Source organism: Helicobacter pylori SA213A, assembly GCF_000476275.1.
Taxonomy (GTDB): Bacteria; Campylobacterota; Campylobacteria; order Campylobacterales; family Helicobacteraceae; genus Helicobacter; species Helicobacter pylori_CL.
Genome location: NZ_CBOM010000005.1, coordinates 1 through 23,090, shown reverse-complemented (window position 1 = coordinate 23,090; position 23,090 = coordinate 1). Strand labels below are relative to the sequence as shown.

The following is a 23,090-nucleotide window of genomic DNA, read 5'->3' as shown; positions in this document are numbered from 1 at the left end:
TCAACCTTTCATAGCGTTTAAAGAATCAATGTCTAAGCTCTTGTATTTCTTAAACCACAAAATCACCAAGCCCAAACCAATAGCCACCTCACTAGCAGCAATAGCGATAATAAAGAGCGCAAACATCTGTCCGTCTAAATTGTGCGTGTATTTAGAGATCGCTATAAAACCGATATTGATCGCATTGAGCATGATTTCTGTGGAAAAAAAGAGCAACAGAATGTTTTTGCGTTTCAGCATGCCCGCTAAACCAATGCAAAAGAGCAACCCTGAAACAATCAAATAGTGGTTCAACCCTATCATAGAGATTCCTTTATAAATTGCGTGTGATTTTTCCCATGGATTTTTTGAATCCCTGTAGCGATGCCTCCAACCATAGCGACTAAAAGCATTAAAGCCGCCGCTTCAAAAGGGATGAGGTAATTGGTAAAAAGCACATAACCAATGGCTTTAATGTTGGGGATTTGCGCATCAATAGCGTTAGAATTGACTTGCTTAGAAAGGTTTTCGCCAATGCTAGGAGCGCTTAAAATCAAGGTGAGCAACAGCGCCACGCCAAATGAAAGTGCACACAGGATTTTAGGGCTTTGCTTGCGTTCAATCACTTCTGCAGCGGAGTTGAAAAACATCATGCCAAACGCATACATCACAATGACCGCGCCCACATACACCGTGATTTGCACCACGCCCAAAAACTCAGCGTCTAGCAAAAAGAAAAAAGCGGAAATAAAAACCATGCTGCTAGCAAGAGCGGTAATGGCGTAGAGGATATTCGTGGTGGTGATCACCACTAACGCCATGCTCAAAGTAAGGATCGCAAAGAAATAAAAGGCAATGGTTTCAAACATTTTCATCTCCCTTATGGCTTTCTGGGTTTGTTGGAGTTTCTTCTTGTGATTCTTCTTTTGAAGGCTCTTGGACATAATCTAAAGGGGTGGCTTGCATGCGTTCATTGTAATTAGGGCTTACCGCACCAAAGCCTAAAAACTCGGCATGCGAGCAGTTTTTAGCGTCTTGTTCGCTCGTTAAAAACTCGCTTTTAGAGCCGTATTGGGAGCGTTGGGTGCTGGCGTTTTCAAACCGATTCCCCATAACAATCGCTAATTCTGGGCAAACTTCTGCGCACAACCCGCAATAAATGCAACGCCCCAAATTGATCGTGTAAGAATCGATCTTTTTGCGGTTGTCTTCGCCCTTATGCGTGATGATCCTTATGCAATTGCTCGTGCAAATCTTTTCGCACAGCCCGCAGCCAATACACCTTTCAGAGCCTGAGTCTAAAAGCCGTTGCAAATGATGCACCGCGCGATAACGAGGGCTTAAAGGGAGTTGCTCCATAGGGTAATGGATGGTTACGCTTGGGCTAAAAAATTCCTTGATCGTAAGCCCTAGCCCTTTGAATAGATCCAAACCCAAGCTCGTTTTAACGGTGTCTTTAAACTGCTCGGTCGCGCTATGGACTTCGGATCGTTTAGGAAGTTGCTTGTATTCTTGTTTGGCCATAAAACCTCCTTTAAATTAAAATGATAATGCCCGTTAGCACAATGTTCAATAACGCTAAAGGCAGCATGATTTTCCAGCACATATCCATCAGTTGGTCTGGGCGCACATGCGGATAAGTCGCTCTAACCCACATGGATAAAAAGACAAAAAAGCCCGCTTTAATCAAAATCGCTATGCCTCCAGGGATAAAGCCCCATGCGTTAAACCCGCCAAAAAACACAATAGAAATCACAAAGGAAAAAGCGAATAAATGCGCGTATTCCGCTAAAAAGAACATGCCCCATTTCAAGCCGCTGTATTCGGTGCAATACCCCGCCACGATCTCGGCTTCATGCTCTAACAAGTCAAAGGGGGTTCGATTCAATTCAGCGTAGCTTGCGATCAAAAACAAAACAAACGCTAGAGGCTGCTTAAACACAAGCCAGTCTAAAAACCCACCGCTTTGGTAATGATTGATTTCCACTAAAGAGAGCGATCCTACCACCATTAAGGGGGCTAGAATGGTTAAGGTGCTGACCACTTCAAAGCTGAGCAGTTGGATCGTCGCTCTTGCGGAGCCAATTAAAGAGTATTTGTTATTAGAGGCAAGCCCAGCTAAAATAGGTGCATAAATCCCTGCTGAACCCACAGCTAAGAAAAACAAAAAGCCAATGTTGATGTCAGAAATAAGGGGCTTGATCTCATAGCCAAACAGAGTGAAATTAGGGAAAAAAGGGATAGGTGCCATGGACACAAACGCGCTCACCATCGCAATAATGGGTGCTAGCGTGAAAATGAACTTATTCGCGCCTTGGGGGATAATGTCTTCTTTGGTGAAAAGCTTAATGCCGTCTGCTGCGACTTGCAAAAGCCCAAAAGGCCCCACATAACAAGGCCCTAAACGGCGTTGGAAATAGGCTAACACTTTCCTTTCAATATAAGTGGCAAAGCCTCCTAAAGCCGAAAAAACAGCGACTAAAATCAAAATTTTAATCAAGGTTTCAATGATATAAGCGCTCATGCTTGCTCCTTTAAATCCACGCTATCAAACACACCCTCTCTAAAAAAGCCAGAATGGTTTGTCAAAAGAGAAGGCGAAATGACAAACACCTCTTGATCCAAGCTTTCATCAAGATACAAAACGCCTGTTAATTCCTCTTCTTCTTTAAATAAAGTGATGTTTTGCCCCACTTCTTTATTCAATTTTTTTAAGAAAGCTTTAGACACATAGACACCGGCTTTTAATTGCAAATTCTCGCTTTTATTAGTAGCGTTATTGAATTGCGTTTCTGGGTATTTTAAATACGCGTTGAAAACGATTTTTTCTTTTAAAGGCTTGATAGGCTCGCATTCTGTGGTTTCGCATTCTTTAGCGCTGTTTTCAAAATGGCTTGTTCCTAATAAATAGCCTCTGTGATTGGCTCTGTCGTTAGTGAAATAGTTGGTTAGATAATCAAATTCTATGGCTTTAAAGCCTGCTTCTGTAGGGAGTTTGTGGGTGCATTCTGTGAGATTTTCTTCCACAAAGCCAAAGCCTTGCATGATATCGCTCAAGTCATAGCCCTCAAACCTCAAAGCCGGTTTTAAGGGCAACACACGCCCTTCAACATTAGTGATCGTGCCTTCTATCTGGTTGAGACTGGGCAAAATAAAATCCACTTTACTCACAGCGTCTTTCCCAAAAACCCTATCGTCGCTATTGATAGTGAAATCCCCTTGAGCGCGAATGCCTACAATTTTTTCATGTTCAAAAATTTCTTCGCTCAATTCACAAATAGAAGCGATGCCTAAAGCGTTCGCACTTGGGGGGATAAGAATGAGTTTAATAGCGCTTTTTTGGGCTAACAAACGCAACATTTTAGCGATATTGTGGGCTTGTTTGTGGCTATAAATTTCTTCGCCAACCACTAGCAGGGTGTTATTTGATTTTTGCAAAAGAGCGAGAATTTTTTCATAAGTTTCTAAATTGATGCCCGCTTCTTCAAGCAACAAATAAGTGGTTTTGGTAGGGACTTCAATTTTTTCTTCTTTAACCTCTGTCTTGTTTTCTTCTTGATTTTCTTTTGGAGTAGCTGCTTCTGTTTTATTCTCTTCTTGATTTTCTGCCTTATTCTCTCCAATACTGCACCCTTGCTCGGCTTGTTCTAAAGCTTTTTTCCGCTCTTCTTCTAAGGCTTTAAGAGCCGCTTCATCCACAATGCTTTGCTTGGAATCTTCTAAGCTTTTTAGAGCCGCGCTTTCAATGTTAAGCATTTTTAAAAGCATGCCTAAAAGGATTTCTTCAGCCCCCACTTCATGGGTGATGCAAAAAGAGCTTCGGCACAAATTCGCTAAAGCGTTATCCTTGATAGGGTGCATAGCGATTAAAGAAGCTTTATTGAGCTTGAGAGCGTTATTGATGGCATAGCGCACGAGCGGGTTTTCTGTTTTAATAGAAGATCCGATTGTGATGACTAAACTAGAAGTTTTAATTTCTTCAATGCTAGGGCGTTTAACCTCGCCCAATACCTTTAAAAATTGTTGGAAAGGGTATAAATCTTTGTTATAGATTTTAAAATCCAATTCTTTCCTCAAACGCTCTATTAAAAACGCCTCTTCATTAGTAACATCTCCTCCTATTCGCACTGCATCGCATTCTTTGAGGGCGTTTTGGGCTTCTTTAAGATTAGCGCTGCCTTTAGGGCTAGAGCTCACGTCAAAAGCGAAACGGCCTGCCCCACAAATAGGGTTATGGTAAAAATCATTAAGCACCCTAAAAATCTTAGATTCTTCGCCTAGAGTGTCAAAATGGCGCACATCATAAGAAATCAAACACCCAGCTGAACAATGCGAGCATGTAGAATGGATCTTTTTCAATTCCCATGCGTTAGCCGTGTAAGCGAAATCTTTGTAACTCAAAGCGCCCACAGGGCATACCGCAATGCATTCCCCACAATCATAGCAAGGCACGCTGCCCACAAAAGAAATAATGCCTTTTTGCTTACGACTCCACACGCTAAAAGCGTCTTTAGACATGCTGTCTTTGAATTTATCCGGAGCATGCAAGTCGGCTTTAGTGGCTTTTAAGTTGTTTTCTCCCACATTGTCCTTACAAGTGGTTACACACCTTTCGCACATGATGCACAAATTAGGATCATACAAGGCTTTTGCCCATGAATCTAGGGCTTTAAAATCATCAGCCACCGCATAGGGTTGGTGTTCTACGCCGGTTAAATGCGTCATGTCTTGCAATTCGCACTCCCCACTCTTATCGCACACGCCGCATTCTAGGGGGTGGTTGACATCATAGGTTTGCATGATGCTTTTCCTCTCGTCCATAAGCGTGGGGGTGTTCGTAAGGATGACGGCGTTGTTTTTGGTTTTCGTGTTGCAACTATAAACGCGTTTGCCATCCATTTCAACCATGCACATTTTGCATGCGACCGTGGGCGAGCAACCGCTCAAATAACAAATGGTAGGGATGTAAATCCCGGCACTCCTAGCGGCTTCTAAAACGCTTTGTCCCTCTTGGCATTCAATCGTTTTGCCATTGATATTCATTGTGATCATGAAATTCCTTGAGAGTGGGATAAAATAGGGATATAGGGGTAGGTGTCAAAAAACGCCCCTTCTAAAATCGCAACCAAGCCTTTCAAATAAGGGCTTTCTTCTAATTCGCATTCTATCGTTTTGCCTGAGATTTGAAAAGGGGCTTTGGAATGCTGGATCTTGTTAGCGATTTTAAATTGTTTGGAAAAAGATAGTTTGGGGGTTTCAAGGCTCTTATTGGAAGCATAGACAAACGAGCCGTTAGCTTCACTGATTTGTTCTAAAGGCTCTAAATCTTTTGGTTGGAGTTGTGTTTTAAAAGGTGGAATACCCTCTTTTAGGGCTGTTTCTAGCAACAATTCTTCATCTTTTGAACGATAAAAAACAGGCGTTGCATTCAAATCATTGCAAGGAATGTGTAAAATTTCTAGGTAGTTTTGCAACCCGCTTAAAAGGGCGTATAAAAACGCGCTATTTGCATGTTTAATGATTTCTCTATTGATCGCAAGCACCCCTTTTTTCGCTTTAACAATGAGCGCGATAAGCTCTTGCAATTCTTCTTCGCTCATGTTGGCTTCAGAGCTTAAATACCCCACATCAATGTTTTCTAAAACATGCCCTTTTAATCGGGAAGTTTTTTCTAAAATACCCCTTAAAATTAAAGCCAAAACCGCCGCTTCCGTGTTGATTTCATAAGAAATAAAAAGGCAAGTTTCTTGCAAATCTCTTGTATCTTGTAAGGGTCTTAATAAGGTGTAAGGGAGTTTTGATGGGTTGATATTTTCTAAAATCAATCGTTCATTTGCATTCAAACAAGCGTTTGAAAACCCCCCAAACAAAACGCACAAATCGCTTTTTTTTAAAAGGCTTAAATCGTTTTCAGTCATCTTGTAATTAATCTTAAACCCTTTTTTAAGGGATAATTTTTCCAAATAATAGGCCTCTTTCAAGCTAAGAGAAGAGCTGATGATTAAGGGAGAATTTAAGGGGTTAAAGCCGCTCAAAATCAAGCCTTTTTTCTCACGACAATCGTCCAATCCGCTTGGTTGAAACGCAAAGAATTAAGAAGCTCATGCCCTTTAGTTTGGATAAATTCAGCACTTTTAGGGATATTGGAAAAATCCCCCACTTCAAACATGAAAATAGCGACTTCATTAGGTTGCATTTCTTTTTCAATCAATTCTTCTAAGCGTTCAAAAATATCCGCTTTTAAGGGGCGTAAATCAAAGCGTTTCATCTATCCACCTCGCCAAATACCGCATTGGTTGATCCAATCACGGTTACTGCATCCGCTAAATACTGCCCCACTAAAATATCGCTCAAAGCCCCAATGTGATAAAAACTAGGGGCTCTAATCTTTAATCTATGCGGGTAAGGTTCACCCTCTGAATGGATAAAAAATCCTAATTCCCCTTTAGGGCTTTCTGTGGGGGCATACACTTCCCCAACGGGCGGGCGCATGCCTTGAGCGACCAAGACAAAATGCTGCATCAAGGCGTAGTTTTGCGTCATTATATCTTCTTTAGGGGCAGAAATGTAATGCGGATTTTGAGCCATGATAGGCGTATCGGTTTTGGCATACATAGGAATGAGTTGTTCAATGATGCGAATGCTTTCATCAATTTCTAGCATATACAAACAATACCTGTCATAGCTATCGCCATAATTGCCCACCGGCACATCAAAATCAAGCTCTTTATAAAGCTCATAAGGCTCTTCTTTTCTAATATCATAGGCGATCCCAGTCCCCCTTAACATGATACCGCTCAAGCCCCAACTTTGCGCCATTTTTGGCGTTACAACGCCCACATTTTCCAAACGCATCCGCCAAATGCGGTTTTTATCCAATAAACCTTGAATGAGCTTTTTGCACTCCCTTACTTCGTTTAAGAATTTTTTCAAACCTTCTAGCCAATTAGGGGGTAAATCTAAGGGAACGCCCCCAATCCTTATAGCGTTATGCGTGAGCCTAGCCCCGCAATAATCTTCCATCAAATCCAATCCGTATTCTCTTGTCTTAAACGCATACAAAAACACGCTCATCGCCCCCACATCTAAAGCATGCACGCTGATGAAAAAGATGTGTGAAATCATGCGGTTAAGCTCTAGTAAAATCGTGCGGATCACTTGCGCTCGGCGCGGGATTTCTAAATTGAGCAAGGTCTCTACCGCATAAGCGTAAGCGTAATTATTGCTGGTAGAAGAAGTGTAATCCAACCTGTCAGTAGTGGGCATGTATTCGTTATAGGTCATGTTTTCGCCCAACTTCTCACAACCCCTGTGCAAGTAGCCAATTTCAGGGGTAGCCTTAATGATTTTTTCGCCCTCTAATTCCAAAATCAAGCGCAATTGCCCATGGCTAGAGGGGTGTTGGGGGCCAAAGTTAAGCACCATTTGGTTATCGTCATGTTCAAAAATGATGTTTTCAAACTGGGGGTTGAGTTTCGTGAAATTTTGAGCCATTTTATAATCTCTTTTTTAAGATAGTGGGGGCCATTTTGTGCAAATCTTTGACAAAAGGGATTTTTTTAAACGCATGCTTTTCTTCTGTTTCTTTCAACTCTTCGCCCTTGCCCTGCTCATAGCCAATTTTTGCAAAATTGAAAGTGTCTTTTTCATCCACTCTTGCACTATCTCGTTGCTCTTTGCCCACCACTTCTCGGTATTCTTTACCAAAAATCTTATCCACTTCATACCATTGGGCAAATTCATCGCCCTTAAGCGGGTAAGAACGCAACAAGGGGTGTCCTACCCAATCATGCGGCATGATAAGGCGTTTCAAATAGGGGTGTTTGTCAAACACGATGCCAAGCATGTCATAGGCTTCTCTTTCGCTCCAATTAGCCGATCGGTATAAAAAACTCAAAGAATCCACGCTCTCATTAGGCAACAAAACGCATTTCACGCGCACCCTACGGCGGTTTTTGCAACTATCGCTAAAACCCACAAATTGATAAAACAATTCAAAATGCCCTTTTTTAGCGCACAAATCTATCGCGCTCATCTCGCTCAAAGATTCATAGCCTAAATGCCGTAAAATCGTAGCGACAGAAAAAATATCTTCTTTTTTAACCCAAAACACAGCCGTGTTAGTTTCTATATATTTGTCTAAAATTTCATGCTTGTAAGAAAGGTGGTTATAAATGACTTCATAAGCGCTGCCCTCTAAATATTTTTTAGGGGTAGGCTCTATGATTTTATAGGGGTCATGTTGACGCGATTGTTTTTGCACATCTTCATAGGGGGATTGTTTTCTTATCATCACACCAACCTTTTTGGGGCGTCTTGTTTGATCGCTTTAGAGCGTCTGATTTTATCTTGCAAAACCATAAGAGCGTATTGCAAAGTCTCTGGGCGCGGCGCACAACCGGGCAAATAAATATCTACAGGAATGATCCTATCAGCTCCTTGAACGGTCGCATAAGTGTTGAACATCCCACCCGTATTAGCGCAACTCCCCATAGAAATCACCCATTTAGGCTCAGGCATTTGATCATAAAGCCTGCGCATAAACTCGGCATGTTTTTTAGTGAGCGTGCCAGCGATGATCATCACATCAGATTGCCTGGGACTCGCTCTAAAAATCGTGCCAAACCTGTCAAAATCAAACCTTGAACCCCCTGTTGCCATCATCTCAATCGCGCAACATGCCAAGCCATAGGTTAAGGGCCAAAGCGAATTAGAACGCCCCCAATTCAATAATTTATCCAAAGTGCTTAGAACAACCGGTGCTTGTTGCATTATTTCACCTCTAAATTTTGCCAACTCAAAGCGTTTCGCTTCAAAGCGTAAATAAAACCAATCGTTAAAAAGAAAACAAAGCCTAGCATTTCAATTAGCCCAAACAAGCCTAACTTTTTAAAATCAATCGCCCAAGGGAACATGAAAACGATCTCTACATCAAATAAAATAAAAAGCATGGCCATGATATAGAAATGGTGCGACACTCTATTAGGCTGCTTGAGAGCCACAGGCCCGCATTCATAGGGAGCGAGCTTGAGCTTTTCGCCCTTTTTTTGAGCCATTTTACGGCTTAAAAACCTTTGGATCCTTAAGGTTAAGTTAAACACCCAAAAGGTGAATACCAACAAAACAAAAACGCCAAAATAGGGGTGATTCAATGCTTCTGCGGCTTGTTGCATCAGACTCTCAAACTCCTTTAATTATTCGCAAATAATGAAAACCAATTAAACCATGTTTTTGCTAATCGTTAGCTGAAAAAATAAAAATTATTTCAACATCTCTTAAGAGGCCATTTCTATGAGTTTAGGCATTAAATCTTGCATGGCATGCACCGCACTTTCATTAATGCATTGGATATTTTGAGACAAATGGGCGTTTTTAGCTTTAGGGTCAATGTAATAAATGAGAGCGTCTTTATGCGCATGCGTGTAGAGGCTAGCTGCAGGATAGACTTGCAAAGAAGTGCCAATGATGATTAAAAGGTGCGCTTGTTTGACTAAAGAAATCGCTTCTTCAAGCAACGGCACAGCTTCGCCAAACCACACAATATCAGGGCGTAATTGCGCTTTATCTTTAGCTAAATCGCCTAAATGCAAATCCTTTTCCCACCTATAAACCAAACTAGGATCTTTCTCGCTGCGAACGCCCAACAATTCCCCATGCAAGTGCAAAATGCGAGAAGAGCCCGCCCTTTCATGCAAATCATCTACATTTTGGGTGATGATATTAACTTGGTAGTGTTTTTCTAATTCCGCTAGAGCCTTGTGGGCTTTGTTAGGATAGACTTCAAAAAGCTGTCGGCGCCTTTGATTGTAAAAATCCAACACTTTTTGCGGGTTCTTTTTCCAGCCATAAGGCGAAGCGACCTCCATGATGTCATGCCCTTCCCACAAGCCATTGGCGTCTCTAAAGGTTTTAATCCCGCTTTCTGCTGAAATGCCAGCCCCGCTTAAGATCACTAAATTTTTCATTGTTCCTCCTTGATGGTTTCAATATGAGTGCCGCTGAGTTTGTCATGCAAAAAAAACTTAAAAATAAAAGGCGCAACAAACCCCACGAGTAACCCCATGCTCAATACCCACAAAACAAAACGCCACAACGCTAGAAAAAAGCCCACTTCTTCGCCATTATTTTTGACTAATCTAAAATGAGCGTAACGCATGCCAGGGCTTTGGGATTTAAAAGCGATGAAAAAGCTGTGCGTTAGAGCGTAAAAAAGCAGACACAAAAAAATCGTGCTCTGATTTTCCCTAAAATCCTTCGCGCTCCCTAAAATCATGTAAGTCATGATATAAAGCATGGGGGTATAAATCATAAAAACATCGGTGATAAAGGCCTTTAAGCGTAAAGAGAGATACAGCCCTTTTAAGGGGCTTTCTAACGCTTGTTTTTTTTCTGGGGTTTTATTTTTTTTGGTTTTTTTAGTTGCCACGACTTCCTGGCTTGATAGCAACGCTAGTAGCGCATAAAGGGCAAGAACTAGGCTTGTGCATGTCAAAAACAAAATCTTCTAAAGCAAACAGGGGTAAATGGCTAGGCAAACACGCGCCCTCTTGGGCTTTCAAGTGAGAATGAGCGCGTTTGCAAATGCCCCGATTGGCTAAAGCGCCAAAAGCCACGATTTGAGCGCCCTTTTCTTCTAAAACTTGAGCGCATTCCATGGCGGATTTTCCCGTAGTGATGATGTCCTCACACACTAAAATTTTTTCGTTTTTTTTGACTTCAAAACCACGCCTTAATGTCATGATATTATCCACCCTTTCAGTGAAGATAAAACGCACGCCCAAAGCCCTTGCAAGCTCATACCCAGCCAGGATTCCCCCAATCGCCGGCGAGCACACGCATTCAACATTCAAATGAGCTTCTTGGATTTGTTTGGCTAATTCTAGCACTAATTGTTCGGCTAGTTTGGGGTCTTCTAAGACTTTAGCGGATTGCAAATAATAATTGGAATGAAACCCGCTGCTGAGCAAGAAATGCCCCTCTAACAAAGCTTGAGCGTTTTGATAACATGCCTTAATATCCATGGTTTAGACCTTTAAAATCGCGTCTTCTTTGTTTTTCACGCTTTCATCAATTTTTTTAATGGCTTCATCGGTGATTTTTTGGATCTGCTCTTGGGCTTTCTTGCTTTCATCTTCGCTGATTTCTTTGTCTTTTTCTAATTTTTTTATCTTGTTGTTAGCGTCTTGGCGGGTATTCCTTACAGCCACTTTAGCCTTTTCGCCCATCGCTTTGGCGTCTTTTGCGATGAGTTTTCTCTGCTCAGTTGTCATGGGTGGGAAAAAAAGTTTGATCGTTTCGCCGTCGTTATTAGGATTGACGCCGATATTGGCTTCTTGAATGGATCTTTCAATTTCTTTGAGCAGGTTTTTTTCCCACGGGTTGATTTGAAGGGTGGTCGCATCCAAGCTCATCACGGAGCCAACTTGATTTAAAGCGGTGGGCGTGCCGTAATAATCCACTTTGATGTGATCTAAAATATTGACTGAAACTTTCGCGCTCCTTAGAGTGGAAAAATCCCTGTTTAAAGCTTGAACGCTTTTTTGCATCAAATCTTTGGTTTCATTATAAATGGCTTGTAACATTATTTTTCATCCTTTTTTTGGTTGGTATGGGCGTTGGTTTGTGTCGCATGCGTTTTAGGCTTTTGGTGGGTGGTTGGGGGCGTTTTGGCGTTCTCTTTGGTTTTTTCAACACCCTTTATACCATTCTCTTTGGCGTCATTTTTTTCATTTTTTTCATTCTGTTTGGGGCTTTCAACAGAAGGCGCTTTGGCTGGCTCTTTAGGGAGTTCGTTAGGCGTTTGTTGTGGCATTAAAGGACTAGCGGGGGCTTGCTCTAAAGGATTGAGCGTTGGGTTTAGCGTGGGATTGAGTGCAGGGTTAAGCGTGCCGGTGGCAGGGACTAGGGGCGAAAGCTCTTTGTTGGTTTTGGTTTCATCTAAAATGCTTTTGCCGTATTCTTTGTTATAAAAATAGCCCAAAGCGATGGTGTTGATGACAAATAACAGCCCTAAAAACATGGTTAATTTCGCCATAAAGCTTGCGGGCCCTTTAGCACCAAATAAAGAATCGTTGCTCCCGCTATAAGCCCCTAAGCCGATGCTAGAACTTTTTTGCAACAAAACCACCACCACAATCAATACCGCTAAAACAATTTGTAAGCCTAACAGAGCGCTCGTCATAAACACTGATTCCTTAAATGCCTAAAATTTAGAAAAAATTACGCTTGATCTTATCTAAAATTTGCTAAGAATACACTAAAATTTAGTTTTAATTTCAAGCGTGGTGCGTTAAAGGCGGTGGTGTTGGACTCTTTTTATTCATTCAATCAGCTTGCATTCAATCAGCATTCATTCAATAAGCATGCCAAAACTTATCACCTCTTTGCCCATATCCAGCAACAAATCGCTATTCATCTTGTTCAATTTTTAAAACAAAAACATTACGCTAAAGTTTTGGATTTAGGATCGGGGAGTGGGGCTGTTTTTAACGCTTTAGAGCGGCAAAATATTGTGATTGAAGACTTTATCGCTTTGGATAATTCCATAAACATGCTCAAATTGCACCCCACGCATTCTATCAACATTCAAAAAATCTCTTTAGAGCATGCGGATTTTGAAGAACATGTTTTTCACGCTTACGATCTGGTTGTGTCCTCTTCATCTTTGCAATGGGCAAGGGATTTAAAAAGCGTTTTAGAAAAAATCGCTCTTTCTAGCAAGGAGGCTGCTCTAGCTATCCATACGGATTTTAGTTTGCATGAAGTGCATGAGTTTTTAGGCACGCCTTCGCCTTTAAGGGATCTCAAAACGCTCAAATCCTTAATCAAAAACGCTTTTAAACATTTTCAAATAGAATTAGAAAACAAGCGCTTCGCTCTTTATTTCAACCGCAAACAAGATTGCTTGAATTACCTTAAAAAATGCGGTCTTTTAGGAGGTTCAACGCTGAGTTTCAAGCAAAAAAAACATTTTTTTCAAAACATGGCGTTTGAAAAATTGAGCTATGAAGTGTTACTCTTTTCGGGGATCAAGCGTTCTTAAAAACTAAGATAAATTAAAATATTAAAATTAGGTGGTTACAATAACACTGACTAAAACAACGAGAAATAACATGCACAAAAAACGAGTCTTTTCAGGCATCCAACCGACCGGGCAAATCCATTTGGGCAACTATCTAGGAGCGATCAAGCATTGGGTAGAGATGCAAGATGAATATGAAAACCTTTTTTGCGTCGTCAATTCGCATGCGATCACCCTACCTATAGATCCTAAGTTTTTAAAATCCCAAACCTATGAGTTAGTCAAATTGCTTTTAGCTTGCGGGATTAATCCTAAGCGATCGGGGTTATTCATTCAAAGTGAAGTGGATGAGCACCCGGCTTTAGCATGGCTATTAAATTGCCAGGTGTCTATGGGGGAAATGCAACGAATGACGCAATTCAAAGACAAGTCTTTAAAAAACCCTAAAAGCGTGAATGTGGGGCTTTTCAATTACCCTATTTTGATGGCGTCAGATATTTTATTATACCAAAGCGATTTGGTGCCAGTGGGCGAAGATCAAAAACAGCATTTAGAGCTCACGCGAAACATCGCAGAAAAATTTAACAGGGATTTTGGGAACTGCTTTAAAGTGCCAGAGCCTTTGATCGCTAAAGTGGGGGCAAGGGTTATGGGGCTAGACGATCCAAAAGTGAAGATGAGTAAATCGCATCAAGGGGCTAACCATGCGATTTTTCTTTTAGATGAGCCGGACATTATTGTGAAAAAAATCAAAAAAGCGGCCACTGATTCTATGGGCGTTATTGCCTTTGATGAAAAAAGAGAGGGTATTTTTAACCTTTTAAATATTTACATGCTTTTGAGCAATGAAAGCCCAGAAAACATAGAAGAGCGTTTCAAAAATAAGGGCTATGGGGATTTTAAAAAGGAATTAGCTGAAGTAATGATCCAGGCTTTAAAACCCATCCAAGAAAAATACAAAGAAATCAGCGATGATGAAGTGAAAGCCGTTTTAAATGGCGGCGTGAAAAAAGCCAGGCCTTTAGCGAAAGCGACTTACCAAAAGGCTAAAGAATTGATGGGGTTGGTTTAGATGAAAATTTTAAGTTTATGGTTAGGGGTGTTTTGTTTCCTTAAGGCTACGCCTTATTTATACTTAGGCGAAGAGCCTAAATATAAAGACAATTTCACGCATTTTGAATACGCTAACCCTAACGCCAGAAAGGGCGGTGTCTTAAGGAATGACGCTATAGGGACTTTTGATAGCCTTAACCCTTTTGCGCTTAAAGGCACTAAAGCCGAAGGTTTGGATCTCATTTATGACACTTTAATGGTGCAAAGTTTGGACGAGCCTTTTGCAGAATACCCCTTAATCGCTAAAGACGCAGAAGTGGCTAAGGATAACAGCTATGTGATTTTTACCTTAGACAAAAGAGCGAGATTCAGCAATAACGCTCCCATTTTAGCGAGCGATGTGAAGTTTAGCTTTGATACGATAATGAAATTAGGATCGCCCATTTACAGGCAGTATTACCAAGATGTTAAAAAGGCGGTTATTTTAGACAAACACCATGTTAAATTCATTTTCAAAACCACTGAAAATAAAGAGTTGCCTCTCATTTTAGGGCAGTTGCAAATCTTTTCCAAAAAAGCGTTTCAAAAGGATTATTTTGAAAAAAACCCTTTACTCATTCCTGTTTCTAGTGGCCCTTATGTGATCGCTTCTTTTGATGTGGGCAAGAAAATCACCTACCAAAGAAACCCTAATTATTGGGCGAGGAATTTGCCTAGCAGAAAGGGGCAATTCAATTTTGATCAAATCAAATTTGAGTATTACAAAGATGAAACCGTCGCCTTACAGGCTTTTTTAAGCGGGGCGTATGATTGGCGCCTTGAAAGCACGGCTAAGGTTTGGGCTAGGGGCTATGTGGGGAAAGCTATGGATAATAAAAAAATCACTAAATACCTCATAGCCCACAAAATGCCAAGCGGCATGCAAGGGTTTTTCTTCAACACGCGCCGAGAAATTTTCAAGGATAAAAGGGTGCGTGAAGCCTTATTTTATGCGTTTGATTTTGAATGGGCGAATAAAAATTTGTTTTTTTCGCAATACAAGCGCACCACCAGTTTTTTCAGTAACTCTATCTATGCGTCCCCTCCTCTCCCAAGCCCTGAAGAAAAAGCCCTGTTAGCCCCTTATGAAAAGAGTTTGGATGAAAGGGTTTTTAAAGAGCCTTATATCGTGCCTAGAACCGATGGGCCTGATGTTTTAGGCTATAATTTGAGGGAAAATTTAAAATACGCCCAAAAGCTTTTAGAGAGCGCGGGCTTTTCTTACAAAAACATGCGTTTGGTGGATAAGAATAACAAGCCTTTCAGTTTCACTTTGCTTTTAAACAGCCCGGCATTTGAAAGACTGGCCCTAGCTTTTGCTAAAAACTTAAGGGTGTTAGGGATTGAAATGAAAATCCAAAGAGTGGATTTAAGCCAGTATGTCAATCGGATCAAAAGCTATGATTTTGACATGATTGTAGGAGTGATTGGCCAATCGTCTTTCCCAGGTAATGAGCAGCGCTTTTATTTTGGCTCTTTGAGCGCGAAAGAAAAAGGCACAAGGAATTATGCGGGAATCTCTAGTAAAGCGGTAGATGATTTGATTGAAAAAATCATTAACGCTAAAGATTATAAGGAGCAATTGGCTGCCATTCAAGCGATGGATAGGGTGTTGTTGTGGGGGTTTTATGTGATACCGCATTTTTATTTGCCTAATTACAGGATCGCAGCGTATAATTACATTGGCATGCCTGAAATCAGCCCTAGTTATGGATTTTCGCCGTATTTGTGGTGGATAAAAAAAGAAAAGGATCTTCAATGATTGCTTACATCCTCAAACGCTTGCTTTTGATTATCCCTACTTTACTAGCTATCATGACGATTAATTTCTTTCTGATCCAATCGGCTCCTGGAGGCCCTATAGAGCAGATGATGGCTAAAATCAATAACACGCAATCCAAAGAAACTCAAGGCGTTGTTAAAGAGCGTTCGTATAGGGCGTCTCAAGGGTTGGAGAGCGATTTGTTAGAAAATTTAAAAAAACTCTATGGTTTTGACAAGCCTATAGGGGAGCGCTATCTTCTCATGCTCAAAAAATATCTGCAATTTGATTTTGGGGAGAGTTTTTACCGCCAGATTAAGGTGATAGATTTGATTAAGGAAAAATTGCCGGTATCCATTTCGTTAGGGCTTTTTAGCACGCTTTTGATTTATCTTATTTCTATCCCTTTAGGGATTTTCAAAGCCAAACGCAATAACGAGCCTTTAGACGTGCTAAGCAGCGTGGTGATCATTGTCGCTAACGCTATCCCGGCCTTTTTGTTTGCAGTGGTGTTGATCGTGTTTTTTGCTGGAGGGAATTATTGGCACTGGTTCCCTTTAAAGGGGCTAGTGAGCGATAATTTTGAAAGTTTGAGCGCGTTAGGTAAAATCAAGGATTATTTATGGCATATCACTTTGCCTGTTCTTTGCATTTCTTTAGGGGGTTTTGCAAGCCTCACGCTTTTAGTGAAAAACTCTTTTTTAGATGAAATGGGCAAGCTCTATGTGGTGAGCGCTAAGGCTAAGGGCTGTTCAGTGGGGCGTATTTTTTATGCGCATGTGTTCCGTAATGCGATTTTATTAGTGGTGGCGGGTTTTCCGCAGGCTTTTTTGGGCATGTTTTTTAGCTCAAGCTTGTTGATAGAGATTGTTTTTAGCCTAGACGGGTTAGGGCTTTTAGGGTATGAAAGCATTGTGAGCAGGGATTATCCTGTTGTGTTTGGTTCGCTTTATATTTTCACGCTTTTAGGTTTGGTAGCGAGTTTGATAAGCGATTTGCTTTGCGTGGTGATTGACCCTAGGATTGATTTTGAAAAGCGTTGAGGGTAGGAATGAAAACTGAGATGAAATCTTCTTTAAAACTTTTTATGCGGCCTTTTTTGGTGGTTTTGGCGTTCATGTTGTTGTATGCTTTAGCGCATGCTGCGCTTGGTTTTTATGCGAAAAAAGACAATGTTCAAATAAACCAGAATTTAGAAAAAACCGAGACAGAGCGTCAAAACGGCGTGCTTTCGCCCAAACAAGAAGAAGCCAACGCAACCACAACCGCCACAGAAGAAAACCCCACCAAAGACACAGCGCCACCTTTAGAAACGACCGCGCAAAAACAAGAAACTAAACAAGAAACTAAACAAGAAACTAAACAAGAAACTAAACAAGAGCAAGAAAAAGAAAACGAGCCTAAACAAAACAATGCCTCGCCCATTCAAAACAACCAAAAAACCCCTACAACCCCCTTAATGGGAAAAAAACCTTTAGAGTATAAAGTCGCAGTCAGTGGCGTGAATGTGCGCACTTTTCCTAGCACAAAAGGTAAAATCTTGGGATTGCTTTTAAAAAATAAAAGCGTGAAGGTTTTAGAAATCCAAAACGATTGGGCTGAAATTGAATTTTCTAACAAAACAAAGGGCTATGTGTTTTTAAAATTTTTAAAAAAGGCTGAATGAAAGAATAATGAAATTAAAATCTTTTGGGGTTTTGGGAAATCCCATTAAACATTCCAAATCGCCCTTAATCCATAACGCTTGTTTTTTAACTTTTCAAAAAAAATTAGGGTTTTTGGGGCATTACCACCCCATATTACTCCCTTTAGAAAGCCACATCAAAAACGAGTTCTTGCATTTAGGATTGAGTGGGGCTAATGTAACCTTACCCTTTAAAGAAAGGGCGTTTCAAGTTTGCGATAAGATCAAAGGTATCGCGCTTGAATGCGGAGCAGTCAATACGCTTGTTTTAGAAAATGATGAGCTTGTGGGTTACAATACCGACGCTTTAGGGTTTTATCTTTCTTTAAAGCAAAAAAACTATCAAAACGCTTTGATTTTAGGCTCTGGGGGGAGCGCTAAAGCTCTAGCGTGCGAATTACAAAAACAAGGCTTGGAAGTGAGCGTGTTGAACCGCTCTTCTAGGGGATTGGATTTTTTCCAACGCTTGGGCTGTGATTGTTTCATGGATCCTCCTAAAAGTGCTTTTGATTTGATCATTAACGCCACTTCAGCGAGTTTAAATAACGAATTGCCTTTGAATAAAGAGGTTTTGAAAGGGTATTTTAAAGAGGGCAAGCTCGCTTATGATTTGGCGTATGGGTTTTTAACGCCATTTTTGTCTTTGGCTAAAGAGTTAAAAACCCCCTTTCAAGACGGGAAAGACATGCTCATCTATCAAGCCTCTTTAAGTTTTGAAAAATTCAGCGCTTCTCAAATCCCTTATTCAAAGGCGTTTGAAGTCATGCGAAGTGTTTTTTGATGCAAGGGTTTTTAAGAAGCTTGTTTTTTGGGGTTAAAAAGATCCCTAAACCATTCGCCACTCTAATAGAAAAGGGCGTTTTAAAAGAAGCGCTTCAATCAAATAAGGATCGCTATTTTTTAAAAGAAGGCTTTGATATAGGTAGGATTGAATGGGTAAAAAATAAGGCGTTTTTCATTTCTTTAGCAAAAAATTACCCTAAAGATCCTTTAATCAAAAACTTACTCCCCTCTTTTAAAACAGACGCTTTGATTTTATGCCAAATAGAATGTTCTAAAAAACGCCCCATAGCCTTTTTTAAAGCCGCTCTTTTTGATGCGCAAGACACGATGATAGCTTACTTGGCTAAAGAAAAAAACCAGATTGTGGCTATCCCTTTTAAAGAGCCTTTTAAAAAACCTATTTCTTTAAAGCACAGCCAAAGATCCTTATTAGAATTGCCTAGGCATTGCGTGGTAAAGATCGATCTTAAAAAGCGTGAAATCAGCGAAATTTTAGGGGCTTTAGAAGACCCTTTAATAGATGAAAACCTTTCTTTGAGCCTTTTTGACAGGGTGAAGGATTTTTCAAAAGATTGCTTGAATTTAGCCCAACATTACGCGCAACTTAAAGCGAGCGATTTTAAAGACAGGATCAATTATTCTCACATCCCTTTTATCACCATTGACCCCAAAGACGCTAAAGATTTTGACGATGCGATTTTTTATGACCAAGAAAAAAGGGTTTTGTTTGTGGCGGTTGCTGATGTGAGCGAATTTGTGCCGAAACATTCCAGTTTGGATAAAGAAGCTAGGGTTAGGGGCTTTAGCGTGTATTTCCCTAACAGCGTGTATCCCATGCTGCCTTTGAGTTTGTCTCAAGGGGCATGCTCACTAAAAGCGTTTGAAAAACGCCTGGCTTTAGTGTATGAAATCCCTTTAGATAATTTGAAAAACGCCCGATTATCTCAAGGCGTCATTGAAGTTAGGGCTAATTGCACTTATGAAGAAATCAACCATTTTTTAAGCGCTCAACAAAGCTCTTTAGATAAAGATTTGCAACAAAGCCTTTTAGGGTTTTTAGAAATGGCTTTAAAGTTAAAAAAGGAGCGTTTAAAAAAGGGGTTTAATTTCAATTCGTTTGAAAACAAGCTGTATTTGAATAAAGAAGGGCGTATAGAAAAAATTGAAACGCAAAAAGAAAGCGATGCGCACACCCTTATAGAAGAAGCCATGCTCTTAGCCAACCAGTCTAGCGCTAGGTTATTGGATGAACATTTTCACAATAAGGGGATATACCGCACCCACAAAGAGCCGAGTTTGGAGCAGCAAAAACGCCTCTACGCCAAGCTTTTTGATTATGAGGTTGTGCACCCTAAAAACATGGGTTTTTTCCCTTTTTTAGAGCATGCTTTACAGATAGCCAAAGAAAAGAGTATAGAAAGAGAAGTTTCACGCTTGATCATTAAGTCTCAAAATTTAGCCCTTTATAGCCCCATGCAAGAAAGCCATTTTGGTTTGGGGTTTGCTAGCTATACGCATTTCACTTCGCCCATTAGACGATACAGCGATCTAGCCTTACACAGGCTTTTAAAAGAATTGTTGTTTCATCAGGCTAAAGGCTGCTCGTATCTGTTAGAAGAAACGCCTGAATTATGCGCTGAATTGAACGCTTTACAAAAAAAGGTCGCTTTGATTGAAAGGGATTTTATCAAACGCAAATTCGCCCGCTTGGCTTTAGAATTTTTAGAAAAAGAATTTTTGGGCGTGGTTTTAGAGGTTAAAGATTGGGTGGTGGTGGGGTTAAAAGAATTTATAGGGCTTAAAGTTTTAGTCAAAACGAACAAGGTTTTTAAGCCTTTAGAAAAGGTGCGCGTTACAATCACGCATGCGGATTTGATTTTAGGGCAAGTTAGAGGCGAAATCACAGAAAGGATTAAAGAGCATGTATCGTAAAGATTTGGACCATTATTTAAAACAACGCCTCCCTAAAGCGGTGTTTTTGTATGGGGAGTTTGATTTTTTTATCCATTATTATATTCAAACGATTAGCGTGCTTTTTAAATGCAATAACCCTGACACAGAAACTTCGCTTTTTTATGCGAGCGATTATGAAAAAAGCCAGATTGCGACCCTTTTAGAGCAGGATTCTTTATTTGGAGGGAGCAGTTTAGTCATTTTAAAACTGGATTTTGCGCTGCATAAGAAATTTAAGGAAAATGATATCAATCTTTTTTTAAAAGCCCTAGAGCGGCCTAGCCATAACAGGCTCATCATAGGGCTTTATAATGCTAAAAGCGACACCACCAAATACAAATACACTAGCGATACTATCGTTAAATTTTTCCAAAAAAGCCCTTTGAAAGATGAAGCGGTTTATGCACGCTTTTTTACCCCTAAAGCTTGGGAGAGTTTGAAATTCTTGCAAGAAAGGGCTAATTTTTTACATTTAGACATCAGCAGCCATCTTTTAAACGCTCTTTTTGAAACCAATAACGAAGATTTAGGCGTTTCGTTTAACGATTTAGACAAGCTAGCGGTTTTAAATGCGCCCATCACTTTAGAAGACATTCAAGAATTAAGCTCTAATGCGGGGGATATGGATTTGCAAAAGCTCATTTTAGGGCTTTTTTTGAAAAAAAGCGTGCTTGATATTTATGATTATTTGTTAAAAGAGGGCAAAAAGGATGCGGATATTTTAAGGGGGTTGGAGCGGTATTTCTACCAGCTTTTTTTATTTTTCGCTCGCATTAAAACGACCGGTTTAGTGGACGCTAAAGAAGTGTTAGGCTACTCTCCCCCTAAAGAAATTGCTGAAAATTACGCCAAAAACGCCCTGCGTTTGAAAGAAGCCGGCTATAAGAGGGTTTTTGAAATTTTTAGGTTATGGCACCTTCAAAGCATGCAGGGGCAAAAGGAATTGGGCTTTTTGTATTTGACCCAAATTCAAAAAATCATTAACCCTTGAAAAATGCTGAAAGGTATTTTTTATAATCTAACAATAAAAGAGCTTGCGTCAAGCAAGCGATAACTTTACTAAAAAAGCGGTCTTCTTGGGTTAGGGGGATTTTAAGGGGGTTAAGGGGGAGAGTTATTTCAAAATACCCCCCTATCCCCTTAAGAGAATGAGTTTTGTTATAAAAATTGAAGTTAAAAACCCCATTTTTTAAAAAATTAAGAATAAAGTTTTGAGTTTCAATATTTGATGAGAAACATTTAATCCAAAAACAAGCGAAAGCAAGGTATAATTGAAAGCTTTTTAGACCTTGCTCTTTTTTAGTAAAAAAAGGGCTATACAACCACAAGGAGAATGGATGAGGCATTATGAAACGATGTTTATTCTCAAACCTACTTTAGTAGAAGAAGAGATTAAAACAAAGATTGAGTTTTATAAAGAAGTGATCACTAAGCATCACGGCGTGATTGAAACGAGCCTGGATATGGGCATGCGTAATTTAGCTTATGAAATCAAAAAGCATAAAAGAGGCTACTATTATGTGGCGTATTTCAAAGCAGAGCCGTCAATGATTTTAGAGCTTGAAAGATTGTATCGCATTAATGAAGACGTGTTGCGTTTCATTGTGATCAAATACGAAAGCAAGAAAGAAGTAGAGGCGTGGCATGCGTTAGTGGATAGGGCTAATAAAAAGCCATCACACGCTAAAGAAAAACACGAAAAAACCGAACACACGCACTCTCACCACACAGAGGCAGCAGGAAGTAAAGAATCTCATAGCGAGTGAAAATAGGGGCTTATCATGTTTAATAAAGTGATTATGGTAGGGCGTTTGACTAGGAATGTGGAGTTGAAATATTTGCCTAGCGGTTCAGCGGCAGCTACAATAGGTTTAGCGACAAGCAGGCGTTTCAAAAAACAAGACGGCACGCTAGGCGAAGAAGTGTGCTTTATAGACGCGCGCTTGTTCGGGCGAACGGCTGAAATCGCTAACCAGTATTTGAGCAAGGGGTCAAGCGTTTTAATAGAAGGGCGTTTGACTTATGAGAGTTGGATGGATCAAACGGGCAAAAAAAATTCCCGCCACACTATCACAGCGGACTCGTTGCAATTTATGGATAAAAAGTCAGACAATCCCCAAGCGAACGCCATGCAAGATAGCATGACGCATGAGAATTTTAACAACGTTTATCCCACTAATTACAACGCCCCTAGCCAAGATCCTTTTAACCAAGCCCCTAGCTATCCACAAAACGCTTACGCTAAAGAGAATTTGCAGGCACAGCCGTCTAAATACCAAAACAGCGTGCCTGAAATCAACATTGATGAAGAAGAAATCCCCTTTTAAGGGTGAAAATTTAAGGAGACATTATGGAAAGAAAACGCTATTCAAAACGCTATTGCAAATACACTGAAGCTAAAATCAGCTTTATTGACTATAAAGATTTGGACATGCTCAAGCACACGCTATCAGAACGCTATAAAATCATGCCCAGGCGGTTGACAGGTAACAGCAAAAAGTGGCAAGAAAGGGTGGAAGTGGCGATCAAAAGAGCCCGCCACATGGCTTTAATCCCCTACATTGTGGACAGGAAAAAGGTCGTGGATAGCCCTTTTAAACAGCATTAAAATCTTTGATTAGAACTAATAGGAGGGCATGCCCCCTTTGGTTTTAATCGTTGTTTGGCTTGGCTTTTGTTAAACGTTAATCATTAAAAAGCGTTAAAAAGCACTTTTTAAGAAATCAAAAAGCTTGATTTTGATCAAGCGGTGGTTTTCAACCCCACTCCAACAAAAGCACAAAAAACATAAAAAAGTGCAAAAATTCTAAAATTTT

Annotated in this window: 27 protein-coding genes; 11 read left to right on the top strand and 16 right to left on the bottom strand. The window is 40.4% G+C overall.

The window, feature by feature from the left end:
- The 16 genes from nuoK to secG form a co-directional block, all read right to left on the bottom strand.
- Positions 1-303, bottom strand: a complete 303-nt coding sequence (gene nuoK, locus QT74_RS02850) for an NADH-quinone oxidoreductase subunit NuoK (protein ID WP_000579754.1) — start codon at positions 301-303, stop codon at positions 1-3.
- Positions 300-848 (bottom strand): NADH-quinone oxidoreductase subunit J, encoded by a 549-nt coding sequence (locus tag QT74_RS02845; protein ID WP_033123861.1) that lies wholly within the window; start codon positions 846-848, stop codon positions 300-302. The genes nuoK and QT74_RS02845 overlap by 4 nt, the downstream gene beginning before the upstream one ends.
- Positions 841-1,503, bottom strand: a complete 663-nt coding sequence (gene nuoI, locus QT74_RS02840; protein WP_033764499.1) for an NADH-quinone oxidoreductase subunit NuoI — start codon at positions 1,501-1,503, stop codon at positions 841-843. The genes QT74_RS02845 and nuoI overlap by 8 nt, the downstream gene beginning before the upstream one ends.
- A 10-nt stretch (positions 1,504-1,513) precedes the next feature.
- The gene (gene nuoH, locus QT74_RS02835) at positions 1,514-2,503 is read right to left on the bottom strand and encodes an NADH-quinone oxidoreductase subunit NuoH (protein ID WP_001277308.1); all 990 of its coding nucleotides are present in this window, start codon (positions 2,501-2,503) and stop codon (positions 1,514-1,516) included.
- A complete protein-coding gene (locus QT74_RS02830) occupies positions 2,500-5,031 on the bottom strand; it encodes an NADH-quinone oxidoreductase subunit G (protein WP_033764497.1) in 2,532 nt (843 codons plus the stop codon). The genes nuoH and QT74_RS02830 overlap by 4 nt, the downstream gene beginning before the upstream one ends.
- Positions 5,028-6,014 (bottom strand): hypothetical protein, encoded by a 987-nt coding sequence (locus QT74_RS02825; protein ID WP_033764495.1) that lies wholly within the window; start codon positions 6,012-6,014, stop codon positions 5,028-5,030. The genes QT74_RS02830 and QT74_RS02825 overlap by 4 nt, the downstream gene beginning before the upstream one ends.
- A gap of 2 nt (positions 6,015-6,016) precedes the next feature.
- Complete coding sequence (locus tag QT74_RS02820) at positions 6,017-6,247, bottom strand: NADH-ubiquinone oxidoreductase subunit E family protein (protein ID WP_033751013.1); 231 nt, start codon at positions 6,245-6,247, stop codon at positions 6,017-6,019.
- Complete coding sequence (nuoD, locus tag QT74_RS02815) at positions 6,244-7,473, bottom strand: NADH dehydrogenase (quinone) subunit D (protein WP_033754528.1); 1,230 nt, start codon at positions 7,471-7,473, stop codon at positions 6,244-6,246. Before nuoD ends, QT74_RS02820 begins: the two co-directional genes overlap by 4 nt.
- A gap of 1 nt (position 7,474) precedes the next feature.
- Positions 7,475-8,272 (bottom strand): NADH-quinone oxidoreductase subunit C, encoded by a 798-nt coding sequence (locus tag QT74_RS02810; RefSeq protein WP_033738634.1) that lies wholly within the window; start codon positions 8,270-8,272, stop codon positions 7,475-7,477.
- Positions 8,272-8,751 (bottom strand): NuoB/complex I 20 kDa subunit family protein, encoded by a 480-nt coding sequence (locus tag QT74_RS02805; protein WP_001183507.1) that lies wholly within the window; start codon positions 8,749-8,751, stop codon positions 8,272-8,274. Before QT74_RS02805 ends, QT74_RS02810 begins: the two co-directional genes overlap by 1 nt.
- Positions 8,751-9,152, bottom strand: coding sequence for an NAD(P)H-quinone oxidoreductase subunit 3 (locus tag QT74_RS02800; RefSeq protein ID WP_001183384.1), 402 nt, complete (start codon positions 9,150-9,152; stop codon positions 8,751-8,753). The genes QT74_RS02805 and QT74_RS02800 overlap by 1 nt, the downstream gene beginning before the upstream one ends.
- A gap of 102 nt (positions 9,153-9,254) precedes the next feature.
- Entirely contained in the window at positions 9,255-9,944 is a 690-nt protein-coding gene (locus tag QT74_RS02795) for an SIR2 family NAD-dependent protein deacylase (protein ID WP_033764493.1), read from the bottom strand.
- Entirely contained in the window at positions 9,941-10,405 is a 465-nt protein-coding gene (locus QT74_RS02790; protein WP_033764492.1) for an RDD family protein, read from the bottom strand. Before QT74_RS02790 ends, QT74_RS02795 begins: the two co-directional genes overlap by 4 nt.
- Positions 10,395-11,000, bottom strand: a complete 606-nt coding sequence (pyrE, locus tag QT74_RS02785) for an orotate phosphoribosyltransferase (RefSeq protein ID WP_033764491.1) — start codon at positions 10,998-11,000, stop codon at positions 10,395-10,397. The genes QT74_RS02790 and pyrE overlap by 11 nt, the downstream gene beginning before the upstream one ends.
- 3 nt (positions 11,001-11,003) lie before the next feature.
- Complete coding sequence (gene frr, locus QT74_RS02780; RefSeq protein WP_033764488.1) at positions 11,004-11,561, bottom strand: ribosome recycling factor; 558 nt, start codon at positions 11,559-11,561, stop codon at positions 11,004-11,006.
- Positions 11,561-12,160: a preprotein translocase subunit SecG gene (gene secG / locus QT74_RS02775; RefSeq protein WP_033764486.1), complete on the bottom strand. Its 600-nt coding sequence runs from the start codon at positions 12,158-12,160 to the stop codon at positions 11,561-11,563. Before secG ends, frr begins: the two co-directional genes overlap by 1 nt.
- Before the next feature lie 123 nt (positions 12,161-12,283).
- On the opposite strand from secG, the gene QT74_RS02770 reads away from it, so the two are divergent.
- The 11 genes from QT74_RS02770 to rpsR all read left to right on the top strand — a co-directional run bounded on the left by QT74_RS02770 (position 12,284) and on the right by rpsR (position 22,882).
- On the top strand, positions 12,284-13,021 hold the full coding sequence (locus QT74_RS02770; RefSeq protein ID WP_033764483.1) for a methyltransferase domain-containing protein: 738 nt from the start codon (positions 12,284-12,286) through the stop codon (positions 13,019-13,021).
- 70 nt (positions 13,022-13,091) lie between these two features.
- Complete coding sequence (trpS, locus tag QT74_RS02765) at positions 13,092-14,072, top strand: tryptophan--tRNA ligase (RefSeq protein ID WP_033764481.1); 981 nt, start codon at positions 13,092-13,094, stop codon at positions 14,070-14,072.
- Positions 14,073-15,854 (top strand): extracellular solute-binding protein, encoded by a 1,782-nt coding sequence (locus QT74_RS02760; protein WP_033764480.1) that lies wholly within the window; start codon positions 14,073-14,075, stop codon positions 15,852-15,854.
- Entirely contained in the window at positions 15,851-16,897 is a 1,047-nt protein-coding gene (locus QT74_RS02755; RefSeq protein WP_033593039.1) for a microcin C ABC transporter permease YejB, read from the top strand. Before QT74_RS02760 ends, QT74_RS02755 begins: the two co-directional genes overlap by 4 nt.
- A gap of 8 nt (positions 16,898-16,905) precedes the next feature.
- The gene (locus tag QT74_RS02750) at positions 16,906-17,520 is read left to right on the top strand and encodes an SH3 domain-containing protein (RefSeq protein WP_033764476.1); all 615 of its coding nucleotides are present in this window, start codon (positions 16,906-16,908) and stop codon (positions 17,518-17,520) included.
- 7 nt (positions 17,521-17,527) lie between these two features.
- Positions 17,528-18,319: a shikimate dehydrogenase gene (locus QT74_RS02745; protein WP_033764475.1), complete on the top strand. Its 792-nt coding sequence runs from the start codon at positions 17,528-17,530 to the stop codon at positions 18,317-18,319.
- Positions 18,319-20,253, top strand: coding sequence for an RNB domain-containing ribonuclease (locus QT74_RS02740; RefSeq protein ID WP_033764473.1), 1,935 nt, complete (start codon positions 18,319-18,321; stop codon positions 20,251-20,253). Before QT74_RS02745 ends, QT74_RS02740 begins: the two co-directional genes overlap by 1 nt.
- Positions 20,243-21,265, top strand: a complete 1,023-nt coding sequence (gene holA, locus QT74_RS02735) for a DNA polymerase III subunit delta (protein ID WP_033764471.1) — start codon at positions 20,243-20,245, stop codon at positions 21,263-21,265. The genes QT74_RS02740 and holA overlap by 11 nt, the downstream gene beginning before the upstream one ends.
- A gap of 346 nt (positions 21,266-21,611) precedes the next feature.
- The gene (gene rpsF, locus QT74_RS02725; RefSeq protein WP_033764468.1) at positions 21,612-22,040 is read left to right on the top strand and encodes a 30S ribosomal protein S6; all 429 of its coding nucleotides are present in this window, start codon (positions 21,612-21,614) and stop codon (positions 22,038-22,040) included.
- A 15-nt stretch (positions 22,041-22,055) separates the two neighbouring features.
- On the top strand, positions 22,056-22,601 hold the full coding sequence (locus tag QT74_RS02720) for a single-stranded DNA-binding protein (RefSeq protein ID WP_033764467.1): 546 nt from the start codon (positions 22,056-22,058) through the stop codon (positions 22,599-22,601).
- Positions 22,602-22,624: 23 nt separating this feature from the next.
- Entirely contained in the window at positions 22,625-22,882 is a 258-nt protein-coding gene (gene rpsR, locus QT74_RS02715) for a 30S ribosomal protein S18 (protein WP_000440196.1), read from the top strand.
- Positions 22,883-23,090: the final 208 nt, after the last annotated feature.